Source organism: Pseudomonas sp. DD1, from assembly GCF_044510355.1.
Classification (GTDB): Bacteria; Pseudomonadota; Gammaproteobacteria; order Pseudomonadales; family Pseudomonadaceae; genus Aquipseudomonas; species Aquipseudomonas shahriarae.
Map to the genome: position 1 here is coordinate 83,858 of NZ_MSAJ01000009.1, position 16,619 is coordinate 100,476.

The 16,619-nt window shown below is 61.0% G+C and carries 14 protein-coding genes; 10 read left to right on the plus strand and 4 right to left on the minus strand.

Annotated elements, in window-relative coordinates; genetic code table 11:
- Window positions 1–33: 33 nt before the first annotated feature.
- On the minus strand, window positions 34–1,089 hold the full coding sequence (gene bioB / locus PSFL_RS07290; protein WP_057440290.1) for a biotin synthase BioB: 1,056 nt from the start codon (window positions 1,087–1,089) through the stop codon (window positions 34–36).
- A gap of 92 nt (window positions 1,090–1,181) precedes the next feature.
- Here bioB and PSFL_RS07295 point away from each other — a divergent pair, with 92 nt between their 5' ends.
- The 4 genes from PSFL_RS07295 (at window position 1,182) to rarD (ending at window position 4,885) form a co-directional block, all read left to right on the plus strand.
- The gene (locus tag PSFL_RS07295) at window positions 1,182–1,919 is read left to right on the plus strand and encodes a ComF family protein (protein ID WP_169960138.1); all 738 of its coding nucleotides are present in this window, start codon (window positions 1,182–1,184) and stop codon (window positions 1,917–1,919) included.
- 65 nt (window positions 1,920–1,984) lie between these two features.
- Window positions 1,985–2,749 carry a TOBE domain-containing protein gene (locus PSFL_RS07300; protein WP_397469850.1) on the plus strand — a complete coding sequence of 255 codons (765 nt, stop codon included), beginning with the start codon at window positions 1,985–1,987 and terminating at the stop codon, window positions 2,747–2,749.
- 161 nt (window positions 2,750–2,910) lie between these two features.
- Entirely contained in the window at window positions 2,911–3,885 is a 975-nt protein-coding gene (locus PSFL_RS07305; protein ID WP_273871908.1) for a serine/threonine protein kinase, read from the plus strand.
- Window positions 3,886–4,000: 115 nt separating this feature from the next.
- Window positions 4,001–4,885: an EamA family transporter RarD gene (rarD, locus tag PSFL_RS07310; RefSeq protein WP_397469851.1), complete on the plus strand. Its 885-nt coding sequence runs from the start codon at window positions 4,001–4,003 to the stop codon at window positions 4,883–4,885.
- Between the two features lie 222 nt (window positions 4,886–5,107).
- Here the strand turns inward: rarD and PSFL_RS07315 are convergent, their stop codons facing one another.
- Window positions 5,108–5,626 carry a glycine cleavage system protein R gene (locus PSFL_RS07315; RefSeq protein WP_057440288.1) on the minus strand — a complete coding sequence of 173 codons (519 nt, stop codon included), beginning with the start codon at window positions 5,624–5,626 and terminating at the stop codon, window positions 5,108–5,110.
- A gap of 520 nt (window positions 5,627–6,146) precedes the next feature.
- Between PSFL_RS07315 and PSFL_RS07320 the strand changes: the two genes are divergently transcribed.
- Window positions 6,147–8,324, plus strand: coding sequence for a malate synthase G (locus PSFL_RS07320; protein WP_057960817.1), 2,178 nt, complete (start codon window positions 6,147–6,149; stop codon window positions 8,322–8,324).
- 59 nt (window positions 8,325–8,383) lie between these two features.
- On the opposite strand, the gene PSFL_RS07325 is transcribed toward PSFL_RS07320, so the two are convergent.
- The gene (locus PSFL_RS07325; RefSeq protein WP_057960818.1) at window positions 8,384–8,770 is read right to left on the minus strand and encodes a hypothetical protein; all 387 of its coding nucleotides are present in this window, start codon (window positions 8,768–8,770) and stop codon (window positions 8,384–8,386) included.
- Between the two features lie 128 nt (window positions 8,771–8,898).
- Window positions 8,899–9,345: a response regulator gene (locus tag PSFL_RS07330; protein ID WP_057440286.1), complete on the minus strand. Its 447-nt coding sequence runs from the start codon at window positions 9,343–9,345 to the stop codon at window positions 8,899–8,901.
- 247 nt (window positions 9,346–9,592) lie between these two features.
- On the opposite strand from PSFL_RS07330, the gene PSFL_RS07335 reads away from it, so the two are divergent.
- The 5 genes from PSFL_RS07335 (at window position 9,593) to PSFL_RS07355 (ending at window position 16,600) form a co-directional block, all read left to right on the plus strand.
- Complete coding sequence (locus PSFL_RS07335) at window positions 9,593–11,515, plus strand: putative nucleotidyltransferase substrate binding domain-containing protein (protein ID WP_057440285.1); 1,923 nt, start codon at window positions 9,593–9,595, stop codon at window positions 11,513–11,515.
- The gene (locus tag PSFL_RS07340) at window positions 11,512–12,219 is read left to right on the plus strand and encodes a PolC-type DNA polymerase III (protein ID WP_057960819.1); all 708 of its coding nucleotides are present in this window, start codon (window positions 11,512–11,514) and stop codon (window positions 12,217–12,219) included. Before PSFL_RS07335 ends, PSFL_RS07340 begins: the two co-directional genes overlap by 4 nt.
- A 204-nt stretch (window positions 12,220–12,423) precedes the next feature.
- On the plus strand, window positions 12,424–12,942 hold the full coding sequence (locus tag PSFL_RS07345; protein WP_273870982.1) for an RNA polymerase sigma factor: 519 nt from the start codon (window positions 12,424–12,426) through the stop codon (window positions 12,940–12,942).
- Window positions 12,939–13,934 (plus strand): FecR domain-containing protein, encoded by a 996-nt coding sequence (locus PSFL_RS07350; protein ID WP_397469852.1) that lies wholly within the window; start codon window positions 12,939–12,941, stop codon window positions 13,932–13,934. Before PSFL_RS07345 ends, PSFL_RS07350 begins: the two co-directional genes overlap by 4 nt.
- 236 nt (window positions 13,935–14,170) lie before the next feature.
- On the plus strand, window positions 14,171–16,600 hold the full coding sequence (locus PSFL_RS07355; RefSeq protein ID WP_397469853.1) for a TonB-dependent siderophore receptor: 2,430 nt from the start codon (window positions 14,171–14,173) through the stop codon (window positions 16,598–16,600).
- Window positions 16,601–16,619 lie beyond the last annotated feature (19 nt).

The window sequence follows — 16,619 nt, forward strand, 5'->3', positions numbered from 1 at the left end:
CATTTGGATTGCACTCCAACAGGGAGATGGGGGTCAGACGGCGGCGTTGTAGAACTGCTCGCTGCTTTTCTGCTCGACCAACGCCTGCTCAATCGCCGCCTGGTGCACTTCATCGGCATGCTCTTCGCGGGCTTCCGGCAGGATGCCCAGGCGCGAGAACAGTTGCATGTCCTTGTCCGCCTGCGGGTTGGCGGTGGTCAGCAATTTGTCACCGTAGAAAATCGAGTTGGCACCGGCAAAGAACGCCAGGGCCTGCATCTGCTCATTCATTGCCTCGCGGCCGGCGGACAGGCGCACGTGGGATTTCGGCATCAGGATGCGCGCCACGGCGAGCATGCGGATAAAGTCGAACGGGTCGATATCCTCGGCATTTTCCAGGGGCGTACCGGCCACCTTGACCAGCATGTTGATCGGCACCGACTCCGGATGCTCCGGCAGGTTGGCCAGTTGGATCAGCAGGTTGGCGCGATCATCCAGGGATTCGCCCATGCCGAGGATGCCGCCCGAGCAGATCTTCATCCCCGAATCACGCACATACGCCAGGGTTTGCAGGCGCTCGCTGTAGGTGCGGGTGGTGATGATCGAGCCGTAGAACTCCGGCGAGGTGTCCAGGTTGTGGTTGTAGTAGTCGAGGCCGGCCTGGGCCAGGGCCTCGGTCTGGTCCTGGTCGAGACGGCCGAGGGTCATGCAGGTTTCCAGGCCCATGGCCTTCACGCCTTTGACCATCTGCAACACATAAGGCATGTCTTTGGCCGACGGGTGCTTCCAGGCCGCACCCATGCAGAAACGGGTCGAACCGATGGCCTTGGCGCGTGCAGCCTCTTCGAGGACTTTCTGCACTTCCATCAGTTTTTCTTTTTCCAGGCCGGTGTTGTAGTGGCCCGACTGCGGACAATATTTGCAATCTTCCGGGCAGGCACCGGTTTTGATCGACAGCAACGTCGACACCTGCACCCGATTGGCATCGAAATGCGCGCGGTGCACGGTCTGCGCCTGGAACAACAAATCATTGAACGGCTGGACGAACAGGGCTTTGACTTCGGCCAAAGACCAGTCGTGACGCAGAGTGGCAGTGAGGCTGGCGCTCATGGGCGATTCCTTGTTTATGCTTGGGCAAGCGCTGTGGGCAGGGCAATACCCACAGGCACGACACGGATGCTCGGCATATTTAAGGAAGATTCATGCACTGTCAACCCAGGCACAAACACGAAGTTTACATCTGGTCAAAAAGCAACCAAACCTGCTTGATCTGTGATGAAGCCACCGACTCGCCTTCAACGGTGTGCAACGCCTGCGAACTCGATCTGCCGTGGCTGACGGACGGCTGCCGCGTGTGCGCCCTGCCGCTGCCGATGAGCGGGCTGATCTGCGGCGAATGCCAGCGCTCACCGCCGGCGTTCCATCAGGTGACCGCACCTTGGACCTACGGCTTCCCGGTGGACAGCCTGATCAGCCGCTTCAAGCATCAGGGCAAATGGCCTCTGGGCCATCTGTTGGCCAATCTATTGGGGCAATGTCTGCAAGACGGCTTCGACAACGCCGAACTGACCCGCCCCGACCGCCTGCTTCCCGTACCGATGGCCGCCAAACGCCTGCGCCAGCGCGGCTATAACCAAGCCGCCATGCTCGCCCGCTGGCTAAGCCAAGACCTCGACCTGGCCTTGGATGAACACGTGCTGTTGCGCCCTCAAGACACCATCGCCCAGCAACAATTGGCTGCCAAACAACGCCAGCGCAACTTGCTCAAGGCGTTTGCCCTGGCCCCCGACGCACAGGTGCGCGGCCAGCACCTGGCGCTGGTGGACGATGTGCTGACCACCGGCGCCACCGCCCACAGCCTGGCCCGCCTGCTGCTACACGCCGGCGCGCGCCAGGTCGACGTGTACTGCCTGGCGCGCACGCCCAAGCCCGGCACATGACTTGACTCTGGCGCCGCCTGCCCGCAACGTCCGGTGCATTCCAAATCAGTGTGCAGCCGTTCTCCATGCCTTTACCATCACTGTTGAGCCAACATATTGTCCGTCGCCCGCAACGCATCGCCTTGCTGCAACACATCGCCGAACAGGGCTCCATCACCCGGGCGGCGAAAAGCGCGGGTTTGAGTTACAAGGCCGCGTGGGATGCCATTGATGAACTGAACAACCTGGCGCAAAAACCGCTGGTCGAACGTAGCGTCGGCGGCAAGGGCGGCGGCGGTGCGCGACTCTCGGCAGAGGGCGAGCGGGTGTTGCGCCTGTATCAGCGCCTGCAAACCCTGCAAGCCCAAGTGCTGGAGGCCGCCGAAGACGCCAGCGACTTCAACCTGCTGGGCCGCCTGATGCTGCGCACCAGTGCGCGTAACCAATTGCATGGCCAGGTGATCGCCATGGATAGCCATGGTCGCAATGACCGGGTGCGCCTGGAACTGGCCGGCGGCTTGACCCTCGATGCGCAGATCACCCACGACAGCACGCTGCGCCTGGAGCTGGAAATCGGCACTGAAGTGGTGGCGTTGATCAAGGCCGGCTGGCTGGAGCTGATCGCTGCCGACCAGGCGCCGGTGCCTGGGTTTAACTGCTTTGGCGGCCAGGTCGAGGCGGTTCTTGATGCAGAGGATGGCCCCAGTGAGGTGCGCATTGCCTTGCCCAATGGCCTGGTGCTGTGTGCGCTGGCGGCGCCCGAGCAGCTCAAGGCGCTGGGGGCGGGTGAAGGCACGCAGGTTCAGGTGCAGTTTGCGCCGAGCAATGTGCTGTTGGGTACGCCGGCTTAGGGCCTCATCGCGGGCAAGCCCGCTCCCACATTTGAGCGGTGTACACAGAAACATTGTGTGGGCTTGCCCGCGATAGCAATGGCACACGCGCCACCTATCCTAGGCCCGGTGCGATACCATACCCGGCCGGACGCGGCGACCTGCTGCGCGCAGGAGTTCGCATGGCCCACCCGTTTGAAACATTGACCCCCGACCTGGTTCTCGATGCTGTCGAAAGCATCGGTTTCCTCAGCGATGCTCGCGTATTGGCGCTCAACAGCTACGAAAATCGCGTCTATCAGGTCGGCATCGAAGACTCCGAGCCATTGATCGCCAAGTTCTATCGCCCCCAGCGCTGGACCAACGAGGCGATCCTCGAAGAACACCGCTTTACTTTCGAACTGGCCGAGTGCGAAGTCCCGGTCGTCGCCCCGATGATCCATAACGGTGAAAGCCTGTTCGAACACGCGGGCTTTCGTTTCACCCTGTTCCCCCGTCGTGGTGGCCGGGCGCCGGAGCCGGGCAATCTCGATCAGCTGTACCGCCTCGGGCAGTTGCTCGGGCGCTTGCATGCGGTCGGCGCCACCCGCCCTTTCGAGCACCGCGAAGCCCTGGGCGTGAAGAACTTCGGTCACGACTCCCTGAACACCCTGCTTGAAGGCAATTTCATCCCCAAGAGCCTGTTGCCTGCCTACGAATCCGTGGCCCGTGACCTGCTCAAGCGTGTGGAAGATGTGTACAACGCCACGCCGCACAAGAACATCCGCATGCATGGCGACTGCCACCCCGGCAACATGATGTGCCGCGACGAGATGTTCCATATCGTCGACCTCGACGACTGTCGCATGGGCCCGGCGGTGCAGGATTTGTGGATGATGCTTGCTGGTGATCGTCAGGAATGCCTGGGGCAACTGTCGGAACTGATGGATGGCTACCAGGAATTCCACGACTTCGATCCCCGCGAACTGGCGCTGATCGAGCCGCTACGTGCCCTGCGCCTGATGCACTACAGCGCGTGGCTGGCACGGCGCTGGGATGACCCGGCATTTCCGCACAGCTTCCCGTGGTTTGGCAGCGAGCGGTATTGGGGGGACCAGGTGCTGGCGCTGCGCGAGCAATTGTCGGCGCTCAACGAAGAGCCCCTGAAACTGTTCTGACACTGGCCTCGCTGTGGCGAGGGGCTTGTGCCCTCGCCACAAAAAGTCAGCACGCATTTCCTGACAAACATCCTTACAATTGCGGCATTGTTAGCTGCCTAAGCAAGGATTCTGCATGCAAGCCGCCAACCCGCGTCGCGGGTACATTCTGGGCCTGAGTGCCTACGTCATCTGGGGCCTGTTCCCGCTCTACTTCAAAGCCATCGCCAGCGTCCCGGCGGCCGAAATCATCGTCCACCGCGTGCTGTGGTCGGCGCTGTTCGGCGGTTTGCTGTTGCTGGTGTGGAAACACCCCGGCTGGTGGCGCGAACTGCGGGACAACCCCAAGCGCCTGGCGATCCTGGCGTTGAGCGGCTCATTGATCGCGGGCAACTGGCTGAGCTATGTGTGGTCAGTCAACAGCGGGCGCATGCTGGAGGCCAGCCTGGGTTACTACATCAACCCGCTGGTCAACGTACTACTGGGCATGCTGCTCCTCGGCGAACGCCTGCGGCGCTTGCAGTGGGTGGCCGTCGGGCTGGCCGCCGTGGGCGTTGCGCAACAGGTGTGGCAGGTCGGCAGCTTGCCGTGGGTGTCGCTGGTGCTGGCGCTGACCTTTGGTTTCTATGGCTTGATCCGCAAGCAGGCGCCAGTCAAGGCGCTACCCGGGTTGGTGGTGGAAACCTGGATGCTGGTGCCGATTGCCCTGGCGTGGCTGCTGCTCAACCCCACAGCCCATAGCGCCAACCTGGCATTCTGGAGTACTTCCGAGGCCTGGTGGCTGGTGGCCGCAGGCCCGGTGACATTGATTCCCCTGGTCTGCTTCAACGCTGCGGCACGGCATCTGCCCTACACCACCCTGGGCTTTTTGCAGTACCTGGCGCCGACCCTGGTGCTGCTGCAAGCGGTGCTGTTGTTCGACGAACACATGAGCCCCGCCAGCCTGGTGGCGTTCGTGTTTATCTGGGCCGGGCTGGCGGTGTATAGCGTTGATGCATGGCTGAGCCTGCGCAAACGCTGATCAAATAACGTACAAAACCCTGTAGACCACGGCCGGCGTGGCTTACAGGGTTTCACCCCAAGGTTATCCACAACCTGATCCCCGGCGTTTGTGCACAAGCCGTTGAAATTGCTCGTTTTTTGCTCAATACACTACACGCCACGGCCGGCGTGGCCTGGCGCCGGGTCTCTACAGCTTATCCACAGGCCCATGCAAGATTTAGATGAACAACCCTGTGGACGGTTATTCCTCGCTGCGCAGTTGCAGTTCCACCATCAAATCATCGGCCAGGGTTTCCAGGGCGGCTTGCAGCGTGTCCAGTGCCAGGCTGGACGGCACCGCCAACGCGGCCTCGGCGTGAAACAACGGGTCACTGCTCATGGGCGCCGGACGCACGTCGGTGCTCAGGCGTTCCAGGTTGACCCCTTGCTTGCTCAACAGCGCGGTGATCTCGCGCACGATCCCCGGCCGGTCATTGCCCACCAGGGTCATCAGGATCGGTTTGCTCGCCGAGGCTTGCGCGCCGCTGCTCTCGCCCACCAGCACGCGGATGCCATGGGTGGACAGGTCCTCCAGGGCGCTGACCAGCTCACTGCGGTTTTCCATCGGCACACTGACCCGCAGGATCCCGGCGAATTGCCCGGCCATATGGGCCATGCGACTTTCCAGCCAGTTGCCGCCGCGCTCGGCAATGCAGTGGGCAACACGTTCGACCACGCCGGGTTTGTCGGCGGCGATCACGGTAAGTACGAGATGGTCCATGGCAACAGCCCTCTTGTTGTGGATTAGCCAGTATAGGCAGATACGGGTATCGGTTGGCTCATGTGGCAGTTGGCTTGCCGGCGATGCGGGTGCTGCGGTGTAGAGGCCATCGCAGGCAAGCCAGCTCCTACATTGATCGCATGGCGGTGAGGAAAAACAAATCGTGTACCATTTTTATATTTATCTGGAACAATCCATTGGTTTTTTGAGAACATCCCATACCCCGCTGTGACCGTACAACCAAAGTGGGTCGCTAAACGACGTATTTAGTCTAATTTTCACAACCGCAACTCATCATGTAGTATGCCTCGGCGCGCACTACATAACGTTAGGTCGATGTCTGCCCAGGCGCCGTCGTAACCCCGAACACCCCGTCAGCAAGCCTTGCGCCGTTGATTGGAACCACCCAGCCGCCGTGATGGCATGTACTGGTGCCGGGTTTGTGGTTTAAATGGCCAGAGGCTTCATTGGTAAATTGAAAAGCTGAAAAGCGAATTAGCTCCGCAGAGTGAGGCAAGCAATGACTGAACACGTTCAAGTCGGTGGCCTGCAGGTCGCCAAAGTCCTGTTCGACTTCGTGAACAACGAAGCCATTCCCGGTACCGGCCTGACCGCCGACCAGTTCTGGGCCGGTGCCGACAAGGTCATCCACGACCTGGCACCGAAGAACAAAGCCCTACTCGCCAAACGCGACGATTTCCAAGCGCGAATCGATACCTGGCACCAGACCCATGCCGGCCAGGCCCACGACGCGGTGGCCTACAAAGCCTTCCTGCAAGATATCGGCTACCTGCTGCCAGAAGCGGCGGATTTCCAGGCGACCACCCAAAACGTCGATGACGAAATCGCCCGCATGGCCGGCCCGCAGCTGGTGGTGCCGGTGATGAATGCGCGGTTCGCCCTCAACGCCTCCAACGCGCGCTGGGGCTCGCTGTACGACGCACTGTATGGCACCGACGCCATCAGCGAAGCCAACGGCGCCGAGAAAGGCCAGGGCTACAACAAGGTGCGTGGCGACAAAGTCATCGCCTTCGCCCGTGCCTTCCTCGACGAAGCCGCACCGCTGACCGCCGGCAGCCACGTTGACTCCACCGGTTACAAGATCGTCGACGGCAAGCTGGTGGTCAGCCTCAAGGGCGGCAGCAACAGCGGCCTGCGCAGCGACGCCCAGTTGATCGGCTACCAGGGCGACGCCGCCCAGCCCATCGCACTCTTGTTGAAGCACAACGGCCTGCATTTCGAAATCCAGGTTGACCCCAGCACCCCGGTCGGCCAGACCGACGCCGCCGGCGTCAAAGACATCCTGATGGAAGCCGCGCTGACCACCATCATGGACTGCGAAGATTCCGTTGCCGCCGTCGATGCCGATGACAAAGTGGTGATCTACCGCAACTGGCTCGGCCTGATGAAGGGCGACCTGGCCGAAGAAGTGGCCAAGGGCGGCAAGACCTTCACCCGCACCATGAACGCCGACCGCACCTACACCGGTGTCGATGGTAATGCCGTGACCTTGCATGGTCGTTCGCTGTTGTTCGTGCGCAACGTTGGCCACCTGATGACCATCGACGCGATCCTCGACGCCCAGGGCAATGAAGTGCCCGAAGGCATCCTCGATGGCTTGATCACCAGCCTGGCGGCGATCCACAGCCTCAATGGCAACAACAGCCGCAAGAACAGCCGCACCGGCTCGGTGTACATCGTTAAACCGAAGATGCACGGCCCGGAAGAAGCGGCGTTCACCAACGAGCTGTTCGGCCGCATCGAAGACGTACTGAACCTGCCGCGCAACACCCTCAAGGTCGGGATAATGGACGAGGAGCGCCGTACCACGGTCAACCTCAAGGCCTGCATCAAGGCGGCCAGCGAGCGCGTGGTGTTTATCAACACCGGCTTCCTCGACCGTACCGGCGACGAAATCCACACCTCCATGGAAGCGGGCGCGATGGTGCGCAAAGCTGCCATGAAGGCCGAAAAATGGATCGGCGCCTACGAGAACTGGAACGTCGATATCGGCCTGAGCACCGGCCTGCAAGGCCGTGCGCAGATCGGTAAAGGCATGTGGGCCATGCCCGACCTGATGGCGGCCATGCTCGAGCAGAAAATCGCGCACCCGCTGGCCGGTGCCAACACCGCTTGGGTGCCGTCGCCGACCGCCGCGGCATTGCACGCGCTGCATTACCACAAGGTCGATGTATTCGCCCGCCAGGCCGAACTGGCCAAGCGCGAACGCGCGTCGGTGGACGACATCCTGACCATCCCCCTGGCGCAGAATACCGACTGGTCCGAGGAAGAAATCCGCAACGAACTGGACAACAACGCCCAGGGCATCCTCGGCTATGTGGTGCGCTGGATCGACCAGGGTGTGGGTTGCTCGAAAGTACCAGACATCAACGATGTGGGCCTGATGGAAGACCGCGCCACCCTGCGTATTTCCAGCCAGCACATTGCCAACTGGCTGCGCCATGGCGTGGTCAGCGAAGCCCAGGTCATGGAAAGCCTCAAGCGCATGGCGCCGGTGGTGGATCGGCAGAATGCCGGTGATGCGCTGTACCGCCCGCTGGCACCGGATTTCGACAGCAATATCGCGTTCCAGGCCGCGGTGGAGTTGGTGATTGAAGGGACCAAGCAGCCCAATGGTTATACCGAGCCGGTGCTGCATCGTCGGCGTAGGGAGTTCAAGGCCAAGAATGGTTTGTAACTGGTCATTGAAATGAAAAAGCCCCGGTCCTATGACCGGGGCTTTTTTATGTTGCATGCTTAACCTGAAACTACAATCAGGTAACTACCCGACAGCTCCAACTTACTGCCTTGCCCTGAGCCCGTTCCGTCAACCTTCAAGCCGATCAACTGACCGGTATGGTTATTACCGACGACTTTCACAACGATGGTGCCTGCAACTGGATGAGTGAATGTGCTTCCGGTTGCATCTAAATATTCAATTCCAAACTGAGTATGCGTCAGGGTATGAGTCCCGTTCTTCAGGTCCTGCCCGTAATTAATTGTCAGGTGGGTAGTAATATCTGTGTCCATTCTGACCTGGGAAGGGATACCAAAAAACTGATTCGGAGAAAAAACCTCCTGCTGACCATTGATAGAGGCGTGAATATTAGCGCTGTGTTGCGGGTTGTTTTTTTCAGTACTCATAATGAACTCCTGTTCGCGTCATTTAGAGGCGCTGATCCCAAACCAGCTCCCTCCCAACGATTAAACAAGCGCCACTCAAACCGCCGATACTGTGAAATCTGACAGTACTGACCAACGGTACCCCCCCCCTACTGCGCCATCCCCAGCTCGCGTTTGACCATCTTCGCCAACTTCACGCTATCAATCGGCTTGAGCAAAAAGTCCACCACGCTCAGGTGCATCGCGTCGATCACGTCCGGTGCCTCGGCATCCCCCGACATGATGATGATCGGCAACGCAGCCCGGGTGGACTCGCGTACTTTGCGGATCAGTTCCAGGCCGTTGCTGGGCGCCATGCGCAAATCGGTGATCAACAAACCAATGGATGTGCTGGCATTCAAGAGTTCCCAGGCCGCCTCGCCGCTGTCTGCCGTCATGCAGCGAATGCCATCCAGCCCAAGAATCTCCGCCAACAGTTCACGGGCATCTTTATCGTCATCAACGATCAGTACCCGCTGCGGCGGTAGATCAGGCTCCAGCATCACGGCGCTTAGCGCCTCGCGCTCGGCATCGCTCAAAATATCTTGGTCGGGCATATATTTCTCAGCAGTTGCACTCAATCTCCCAGCACAGAAGTCAGACATCACCGGAAGGGCGAACAATGTGCACTTCGTCGGATAGTTTTCCTAGTGGGCGTTCTACGGGGTCTGGACGATATTCATGTAAGGTTTTTCCCTAGTCATTGAAGGCCGGATAGCTACCTAGACTTACGTCCAATGGGCACCCGCCGCGTGGGGGTCGACCATGAGGGACGATAACGACAAAAAAACTGCGGTCATGGTTATGAGTAAAGCTGATGCTTTCACCCAGGCAGGGAAAACTGCGGTATTGCAGAACATTCACGGCACCCTGCAATTCCTGCAACGCTTCCCTCCGTTCAATCAGATGGAAAACGCCCACCTGGCGTTTCTGGTAGAGCAGTGCCAGTTGCGCTTCTACGGCCCCGGCGAGAGCATTCTCAAACCGTCGGCAGGCCCTGTGGAGCACTTCTACATCGTCAAACAGGGGCGGGTGATCGGCGAGCGGCCGGATTCGGCGCAAACCACCTTCGAAATCACCACCGGCGAATGCTTCCCCCTGGCCGCGCTACTGGGGGAACGGGCGACGCGAACTGAGCACAAGGCCGCCGAAGACACGTTCTGCCTGCAATTGAACAAGCCGGCGTTTATCAAGTTGTTTGCCCTGTCCGGGCCGTTTCGCGACTTTGCCTTGCGTGGGGTCAGCAGCCTGTTGGACCAGGTCAACCAGCAAGTCCAGCAAAAGGCCGTGGAAACCCTCGGCACCCAGTATTCGTTGAACACCCGCCTGGGCGAGTTGGCCATGCGCCACCCGGTGACCTGCAGCCCGCGGACGCCGCTGCGTGAGGCGGTCACGCTGATGCATGAGCAGCAGGTCGGCAGCATTGTGGTGGTCGATGAACACAAGGCGCCCCTGGGGATTTTCACCCTGCGTGACCTGCGCCATGTCGTGGCCGAAGGCACCAGCGATTTCACCCAGGCCATCGAACAGCATATGACCCAGGCGCCCTTCTTCCTCAGCCCGGATCACAGCGCCTTCGACGCAGCGATTGCCATGACCGAGCGGCATATCGCCCATGTGTGCCTGGTCAAGGATCGGCGCCTGTGTGGAGTGGTGTCCGAGCGCGATCTGTTTTCCCTGCAACGGGTTGACCTGGTCCACCTGGCACGCACCATCCGCAATGCACCACGGGTGGAAAACCTGGTGGCGATCCGTGGCGAGATCAGCCAATTGGTGGAGCGCATGCTGGCCCACGGCGCGTCCTCGACCCAGATCACCCATATCATCACCCTGCTCAACGATCACACGGTATGCCGGGTCATCGAGCTGAGCATCGCAGACAAGGGCGACCCCGGCGTGCCATTCAGTTGGCTGTGTTTTGGCAGCGAAGGCCGCCGTGAGCAGACGCTGCACACCGACCAGGACAACGGCATCCTGTTCGATGCCCGCGATGCCGCCCACGCCGCCGAGATTCGTGGCCTGCTGTTGCCCCTGGCGCAGCAGATCAATCAAAGCCTGGCGCTGTGCGGTTTCACCCTGTGCAAGGGCAATATCATGGCCGGCAACCCCGAGCTGTGCCTGTCCCGTGCCGAATGGGCCCGGCGCTTTGCCGCATTTATCCGCGAAGCGACGCCAGAGAACCTGCTCAAGTCCAGCATCTATTTCGACCTGCGGGTGGTGTGGGGCGATGAGCAAGGCTGCGAGCAACTGCGCCAGGGCATGCTTGAGCAAGTGGCGGACAATCGCCTGTTCCAACGGATGATGGCCGAGAACGCCTTGCGCCAGCGTCCGCCGGTGGGGCGCTTCCGTGACTTCGTGCTGACGCGTAAAGGCTCGGACAAGGCCACCCTCGACCTCAAGGTGCAGGGCCTCACGCCCTTCGTCGACGGTGCCCGCCTGCTGGCCCTGGCCAATGGCATCGCCACCAACAACACCCTGGAGCGCTTGCGTCAGCTGGTGGATAAAGAGGTGATCGAACGCCTGGACGGCGCGGCCTATGAAGAGGCCTACCACTTTATCCAGCAAACCCGCATGCAGCAGCACCAGTTGCAAACCCGCGAGAACCAGCCCTACTCCAACCGGGTCGACCCCGACAGCCTCAACCACCTGGACCGGCGCATCCTGCGTGAGTCCCTGCGCCAGGCCCAACGCCTGCAAAGCAGCCTGGCCCTGAGGTATCAGCTGTGAGCCTGTTCAGTTGGCTGCGCCCTGCCCGGCCAGGCCTGAATGCCCAGCAACAGGCGCGCCTGCAACAACTGGCTGCCCCCAAGGCACTCGGCGAACACAGTCTGCGCGAGCAGCGCTGGGTGGTACTGGACCTGGAAACCAGCGGCCTGAACCTCAATCGCGACCAGGTGCTGTCGATTGGCGCGGTGGTGATCGAAGACGGCGCCGTCGACTTTTCCCAGCAGTTCGAACGTACCCTGCAACGGGCCGACAACAAACTCAGCCCCAGCGTGCTGATCCATGGCCTGGGCCCCAGTGCGATCGCCGCCGGTTGCGATCCAGCCGAAGCGTTACTGGACTTCATGGACTTTGTCGGCGACAGCCCGCTGCTGGCGTTCCACGCACCATTCGACCAGCACATGCTTGGCCGAGCGCTCAAGGACAGCCTGGGTTATCGCCTGACCCATCCGTTCCTCGACGTGGCAGACCTGGCGCCCATGCTGTGCCCCCAGGCGCATATCCGCGAAGCCGGCCTGGATGACTGGATTACCCATTTCAACCTGCAAGTGGGCGAACGCCATCACGCCAGCGCCGATGCCCTGGCCACCGCAGAATTGATGTTGATTCTATTCAGCCGTGCCCGCCAGCAAGGGCTGGACAGCCCTGCCGCGTTGCAACAACGCCTGAGCCAGTGGAAACGTCGCAAACAAGCCCCTTCCTTCTAACGGCTGCCGTTCAGTTAATAGAGGCAATCGGTAACCTGTGGCGAGGGAGCTTGCTCCCGTTGGGGCGCGAAGCGGCCCTGAAACGGGAGCAAGCCCCCTCAGCAGCATCCGTCCCGCCCGACCAACGCCAATTGCACCCATCCGCCACCTCTGCCACAATCGCGAATAATTCTCGTTAGTTTAAACATCTCGATTGGTGATGCCTTGTCGTCAGCCCAAAGTCCCCACAGTGAGCTTGTTGGCACGTTGTACCGTGACCATCGCGGCTGGCTGCTGGCGTGGCTGCGGCGCAACGTGGCCTGCCCCAGTCGTGCCGAGGACCTGAGCCAGGACACCTTCATGCGCCTGCTGGGCCGTGAAGAACTGCGTGAACCCCGCGAACCCCGGGCGTTTCTGGTGGCTGTCGCCAAGGGCCTGTTGTTCGACTACTTTCGTCGCGCCGCGCTGGAGCAGGCCTACCTCACTGAACTGATGCTGATCCCGGAAAGCGAACAGCCTTCCCCGGAAGAACAGCACCTGATCCTCGAAGACCTCAAAGCCATCGACCACCTGCTCGGCAAGCTGTCCAGCAAGGCCCGCGCCGCGTTCCTCTATAACCGCCTGGACGGCCTGGGCCACGCCGAAATCGCCCAGCGCCTCGGCGTGTCGGTGCCCCGGGTACGGCAATATCTGGCCCAGGGGATCCGCCAGTGCTACATCGCCCTGTATGGCCAGCCGTTGTGAGCCAGGTCAGTTCCAGACCGGTCAGCGCACGGGTGCTGGATGCGGCGATTGCCTGGCAACTGTCCCTGGACTCCGGGGACAGCAGCGCCGTGGAGCATGAAGCATTCAACAAATGGCTGGCCAGCAGCGAAGAACACGCCCGCGCCTGGCGCCAACTGGGCATGCTCGACCAGCGCTTCAGCGTGGCCAGCGGCCCGGCACGGGCGGCGCTGCTGCAATCGCGCGAAGGCATTCGGCAACGGGTGCGCAAGTTCGGCAGCGGCCTGGCCAGTGTGGTGCTGGTCTGCGGCCTGGCGGTGTTCGCCGGCCAGCGCTACGTGCCGATCAACTACTGGCTGGCCGACCAACGCACCGCCACCGGTGAACAGCGCACGCTGAAACTGGCAGATGGCACCCTGATCAACCTCAACACCCACAGCGCCATTGACGTGCGTTTTGACGAAAAGCGCCGAGTAATCGTGCTGCAGGAAGGTGAGATCTTCGTCGAAACCGGGCACAACGATGGGCGCCCCTTTGTTGTCGAGACCCGCGACGGCAGCCTGCGCGCCCTGGGTACGCGGTTTATCGTCAAGCGCGAGGACGACGGCACGCGGCTCAGCGTGTTGCAGTCGGCGGTTGCGGCGCAGCCCGAGGCGTTGCACCAGGAGCAGGTGTTCAAGGAAGGTCAGCAAGTGCTGATGCGCCGTAACAGCCTCGGCCCGTCGCTGGCCGTAACCCCCGGCACCGACGCCTGGACCCGCGGCATGCTGGTGGTGGACAACGCGCGGCTGGGGGATGTGGTCGAGGAACTGGCGCGCTACCGCACCGGCTACCTGGGTGTGGATAAAAACGTCGCCGACCTGCGCATCACCGGCAGCTTCCCGCTGCACGACACCACGCTGGCGCTTAACGCGCTGCTGCCGACCCTGCCGGTGCAGATCGAGCAACATACGCCGTGGTGGATTAACGTGGCCGCCAGGCCCGTGCCAGACGGTTCCGTTAGCAATAATTGAATAAAGGCAATGTCGAAAACAAAGCCCTCTGCGCCCCCGCTACCGAGGCGCTGGTCGCTGAATGCCGACTGCGCTGCGGGGTGGCCGGTGCACTCAACCTCAATCGCTTCGCCGACTGCAAAAGCTACGAAGAGCGCGTAAGCATTCACAGATTTATTTTCACTTGGCCCTATCACTTTTTGATTCTCGTCCGGCACCTAGGCAATTGAGAAATATTTCCATTCCGGAGCCGCCCTATGTCCCGCACATTAGACACCTTGTTGCGCCCCAGCCTGCTAGCCGTGGCCATCGCCCTCAGCGCCCCGCTGACCAGCACCTCGCTGTTCGCCGCCGAACAGGCATCCAGTGTGCGCGCCTACAACCTGCCGGCTGCGCCATTGGCCAGCACCCTGAACCAGATCGCCAGCCAGGCCGGCCTCCCCCTGACCCTCAGCCCGGCACTGGCCGCCGGCAAGACCTCGGCCCCGGTCAAGGGCCAGTTCGATGCACCGGGCGCACTGCGCGAGGCCCTGCGTGGGACGGGGTTGCAGTTGGAGCAGAGCAGCGCAGGCACCTACACCCTGGTGGCGATTCCAGAGGGTGTGGTGTCGCTGCCGGAGACCAATATCACCGGGCAGGGGAATTACGAGAGCGCGTGGGGGCCGGTGGAGGGTTATGTTGCTACGCGGACGGCGGCGGGGAGCAAGACTGATACGGCCCTGGTAGAAGCACCCCGCTCGATTTCCGTGGCCACCCGCCAGCAAATGCTGGACCGCAACGTTCAGAACCTGGATGACGCGGTCAAATACATGCCGGGAATCGTGTCCGCCAGCTACGGCAGTGATACCCGATACGACTGGATGCGTGTGCGTGGCTTCGAACCCACCCATTTCCTCGATGGCCTGCCATTGCCTCGCGGTGTGTACGCCAACCCGAAAGCGGAAACCTGGAACCTTGATCGTCTCGCCCTACTGCGCGGCCCGGCCTCGTCGGTCTACGGCCAGACCCCGCCAGGCGGTCTGCTGGATATGGTCAGCCGGCGCCCCAGCGCGGAATCGAGCAATGCCATCCAGGTGCAATACGGCAGCGACAACTATCGCCAGATCAACTTCGCCAGCACCGGCAAGATTGACGATGAAGGTCAGTTTCTTTATGGCCTCAGCGGCGTGGTGCGCGATGCCGGCACCCAGGTCGATCACATCGACAACAAGCGCTACAACATTGCGCCCAGCCTGACCTGGAACATTGATCCCGATACCAAGCTGACCGTGCTCTCGCAGTTCACTCGCGACGATACCGGCGCCACCAGCCAGTTCCTGCCGATCGTGGGCACCAAGATCAAATCACCGCTGGGTGAGGTCTCGCACCATAAGAACCTGGGTGACCCGGACTACGAGTTCTACGACCGTACCTATTACGCATTGGGCTATGCCTTTGAACATCGTTTCAACGATACCTGGCAGTTCAAGCAAAACCTGCGTTACACCAAGTCGGAGTTGTCGTTTCAGCAGCTGACTGTCGGTGCCCACGGCTGGTCCCAGGTAGATGCTGAGGGCAACATCAGCCGTTCCTCGACCAATGTGGACGAGGACATCGATCAGTTTGCAGTGGACAACAATTTCCAGGCCGACTTCGCTACCGGCAATATCAACCACACTGTGCTGATAGGCCTGGATCATCAGCGCACTAATTCCTCCTATCTGTCCATTTTCGGCGGCGCCGGGACCGTTAACATCTACAAACCAGTTTATGGGCAGCCAATTGAGCGCCCGGCGCGCAAAGATGCGTACTACGACTACGACCAAAAAACCGTCCAGACCGGCCTCTACGTGCAAGACCAGATGGCCCTGGACAAATGGCGCCTGACCCTGGGCGGCCGTGAAGACTGGGTGCATCAAGGCACCACGTACCTCAACAAGAGCGACGCGACCAACACCGACCGCAGCAAGAACTTCAGTGGCAACGCGGCACTGAGTTATGTGTTCGACTCAGGTTTTGTACCGTACCTGTCCTACGCCGAATCATTCCAGCCAGCGAGCAACGCCAGCGTCGACCCGGTCAAGTCGTACAAACCTACCGAAGGCAAGCAGTGGGAACTGGGGGTCAAGTATCAGCCACCTGGCTCCAATACCCTGCTTAGCGCGGCGGTCTATGACCTGACCCAGAAAAACGTGCTGGTCACTCGATTCGGCTCGGCTGGCGAGTCGATCACCGACCAGGCCGGCGAAGTCAAGGTCAAGGGCCTGGAACTGGAAGCGGTGTCTGACGTGACCGAGAACCTCAAGGTCATCGCCGCCTACACCCTGGCCAAATCCGAGGTGCAAACAGGCATCTACAAAGGCAACCGCCTGCAACTGATACCCAACCAGCAAGCCTCCCTGTGGACCGACTACACCTGGCACGACGGTGTGCTCGACGGTTTCGGTATCGGCTTTGGGGCCCGCTACACCGGCAACACCTACGGCGACCAAGGCAATACCTGGCTAGGCAAGGCTGATGCCTACACCGTATTCGACGGTGCGGTGCATTACGACCTCGGCCGCCTGGACAACAGCCTCAAAGGTGCCTCGGTAAAACTGAACGCCACCAACCTGTTCGACAAGCAGTACATCTCCACCTGTGATGCCTCCTACTGCTACTACGGTGATCAGCGCAGCGTCGTCGCCAGTGCCACTTACCAGTGGTAATCGGCTGAGTTAACAACCA

Coding starts and splice junctions, on each gene's coding strand:
- bioB (WP_057440290.1), bottom strand. CDS start 1,089: ATGAGCGCCAGCCTCACTGCCACTCTGCGTCACGACTGGTCTTTGGCC.
- PSFL_RS07295 (WP_169960138.1), top strand. CDS start 1,182: ATGCACTGTCAACCCAGGCACAAACACGAAGTTTACATCTGGTCAAAA.
- PSFL_RS07300 (WP_397469850.1), top strand. CDS start 1,985: ATGCCTTTACCATCACTGTTGAGCCAACATATTGTCCGTCGCCCGCAA.
- PSFL_RS07305 (WP_273871908.1), top strand. CDS start 2,911: ATGGCCCACCCGTTTGAAACATTGACCCCCGACCTGGTTCTCGATGCT.
- rarD (WP_397469851.1), top strand. CDS start 4,001: ATGCAAGCCGCCAACCCGCGTCGCGGGTACATTCTGGGCCTGAGTGCC.
- PSFL_RS07315 (WP_057440288.1), bottom strand. CDS start 5,626: ATGGACCATCTCGTACTTACCGTGATCGCCGCCGACAAACCCGGCGTG.
- PSFL_RS07320 (WP_057960817.1), top strand. CDS start 6,147: ATGACTGAACACGTTCAAGTCGGTGGCCTGCAGGTCGCCAAAGTCCTG.
- PSFL_RS07325 (WP_057960818.1), bottom strand. CDS start 8,770: ATGAGTACTGAAAAAAACAACCCGCAACACAGCGCTAATATTCACGCC.
- PSFL_RS07330 (WP_057440286.1), bottom strand. CDS start 9,345: ATGCCCGACCAAGATATTTTGAGCGATGCCGAGCGCGAGGCGCTAAGC.
- PSFL_RS07335 (WP_057440285.1), top strand. CDS start 9,593: ATGAGTAAAGCTGATGCTTTCACCCAGGCAGGGAAAACTGCGGTATTG.
- PSFL_RS07355 (WP_397469853.1), top strand. CDS start 14,171: ATGTCCCGCACATTAGACACCTTGTTGCGCCCCAGCCTGCTAGCCGTG.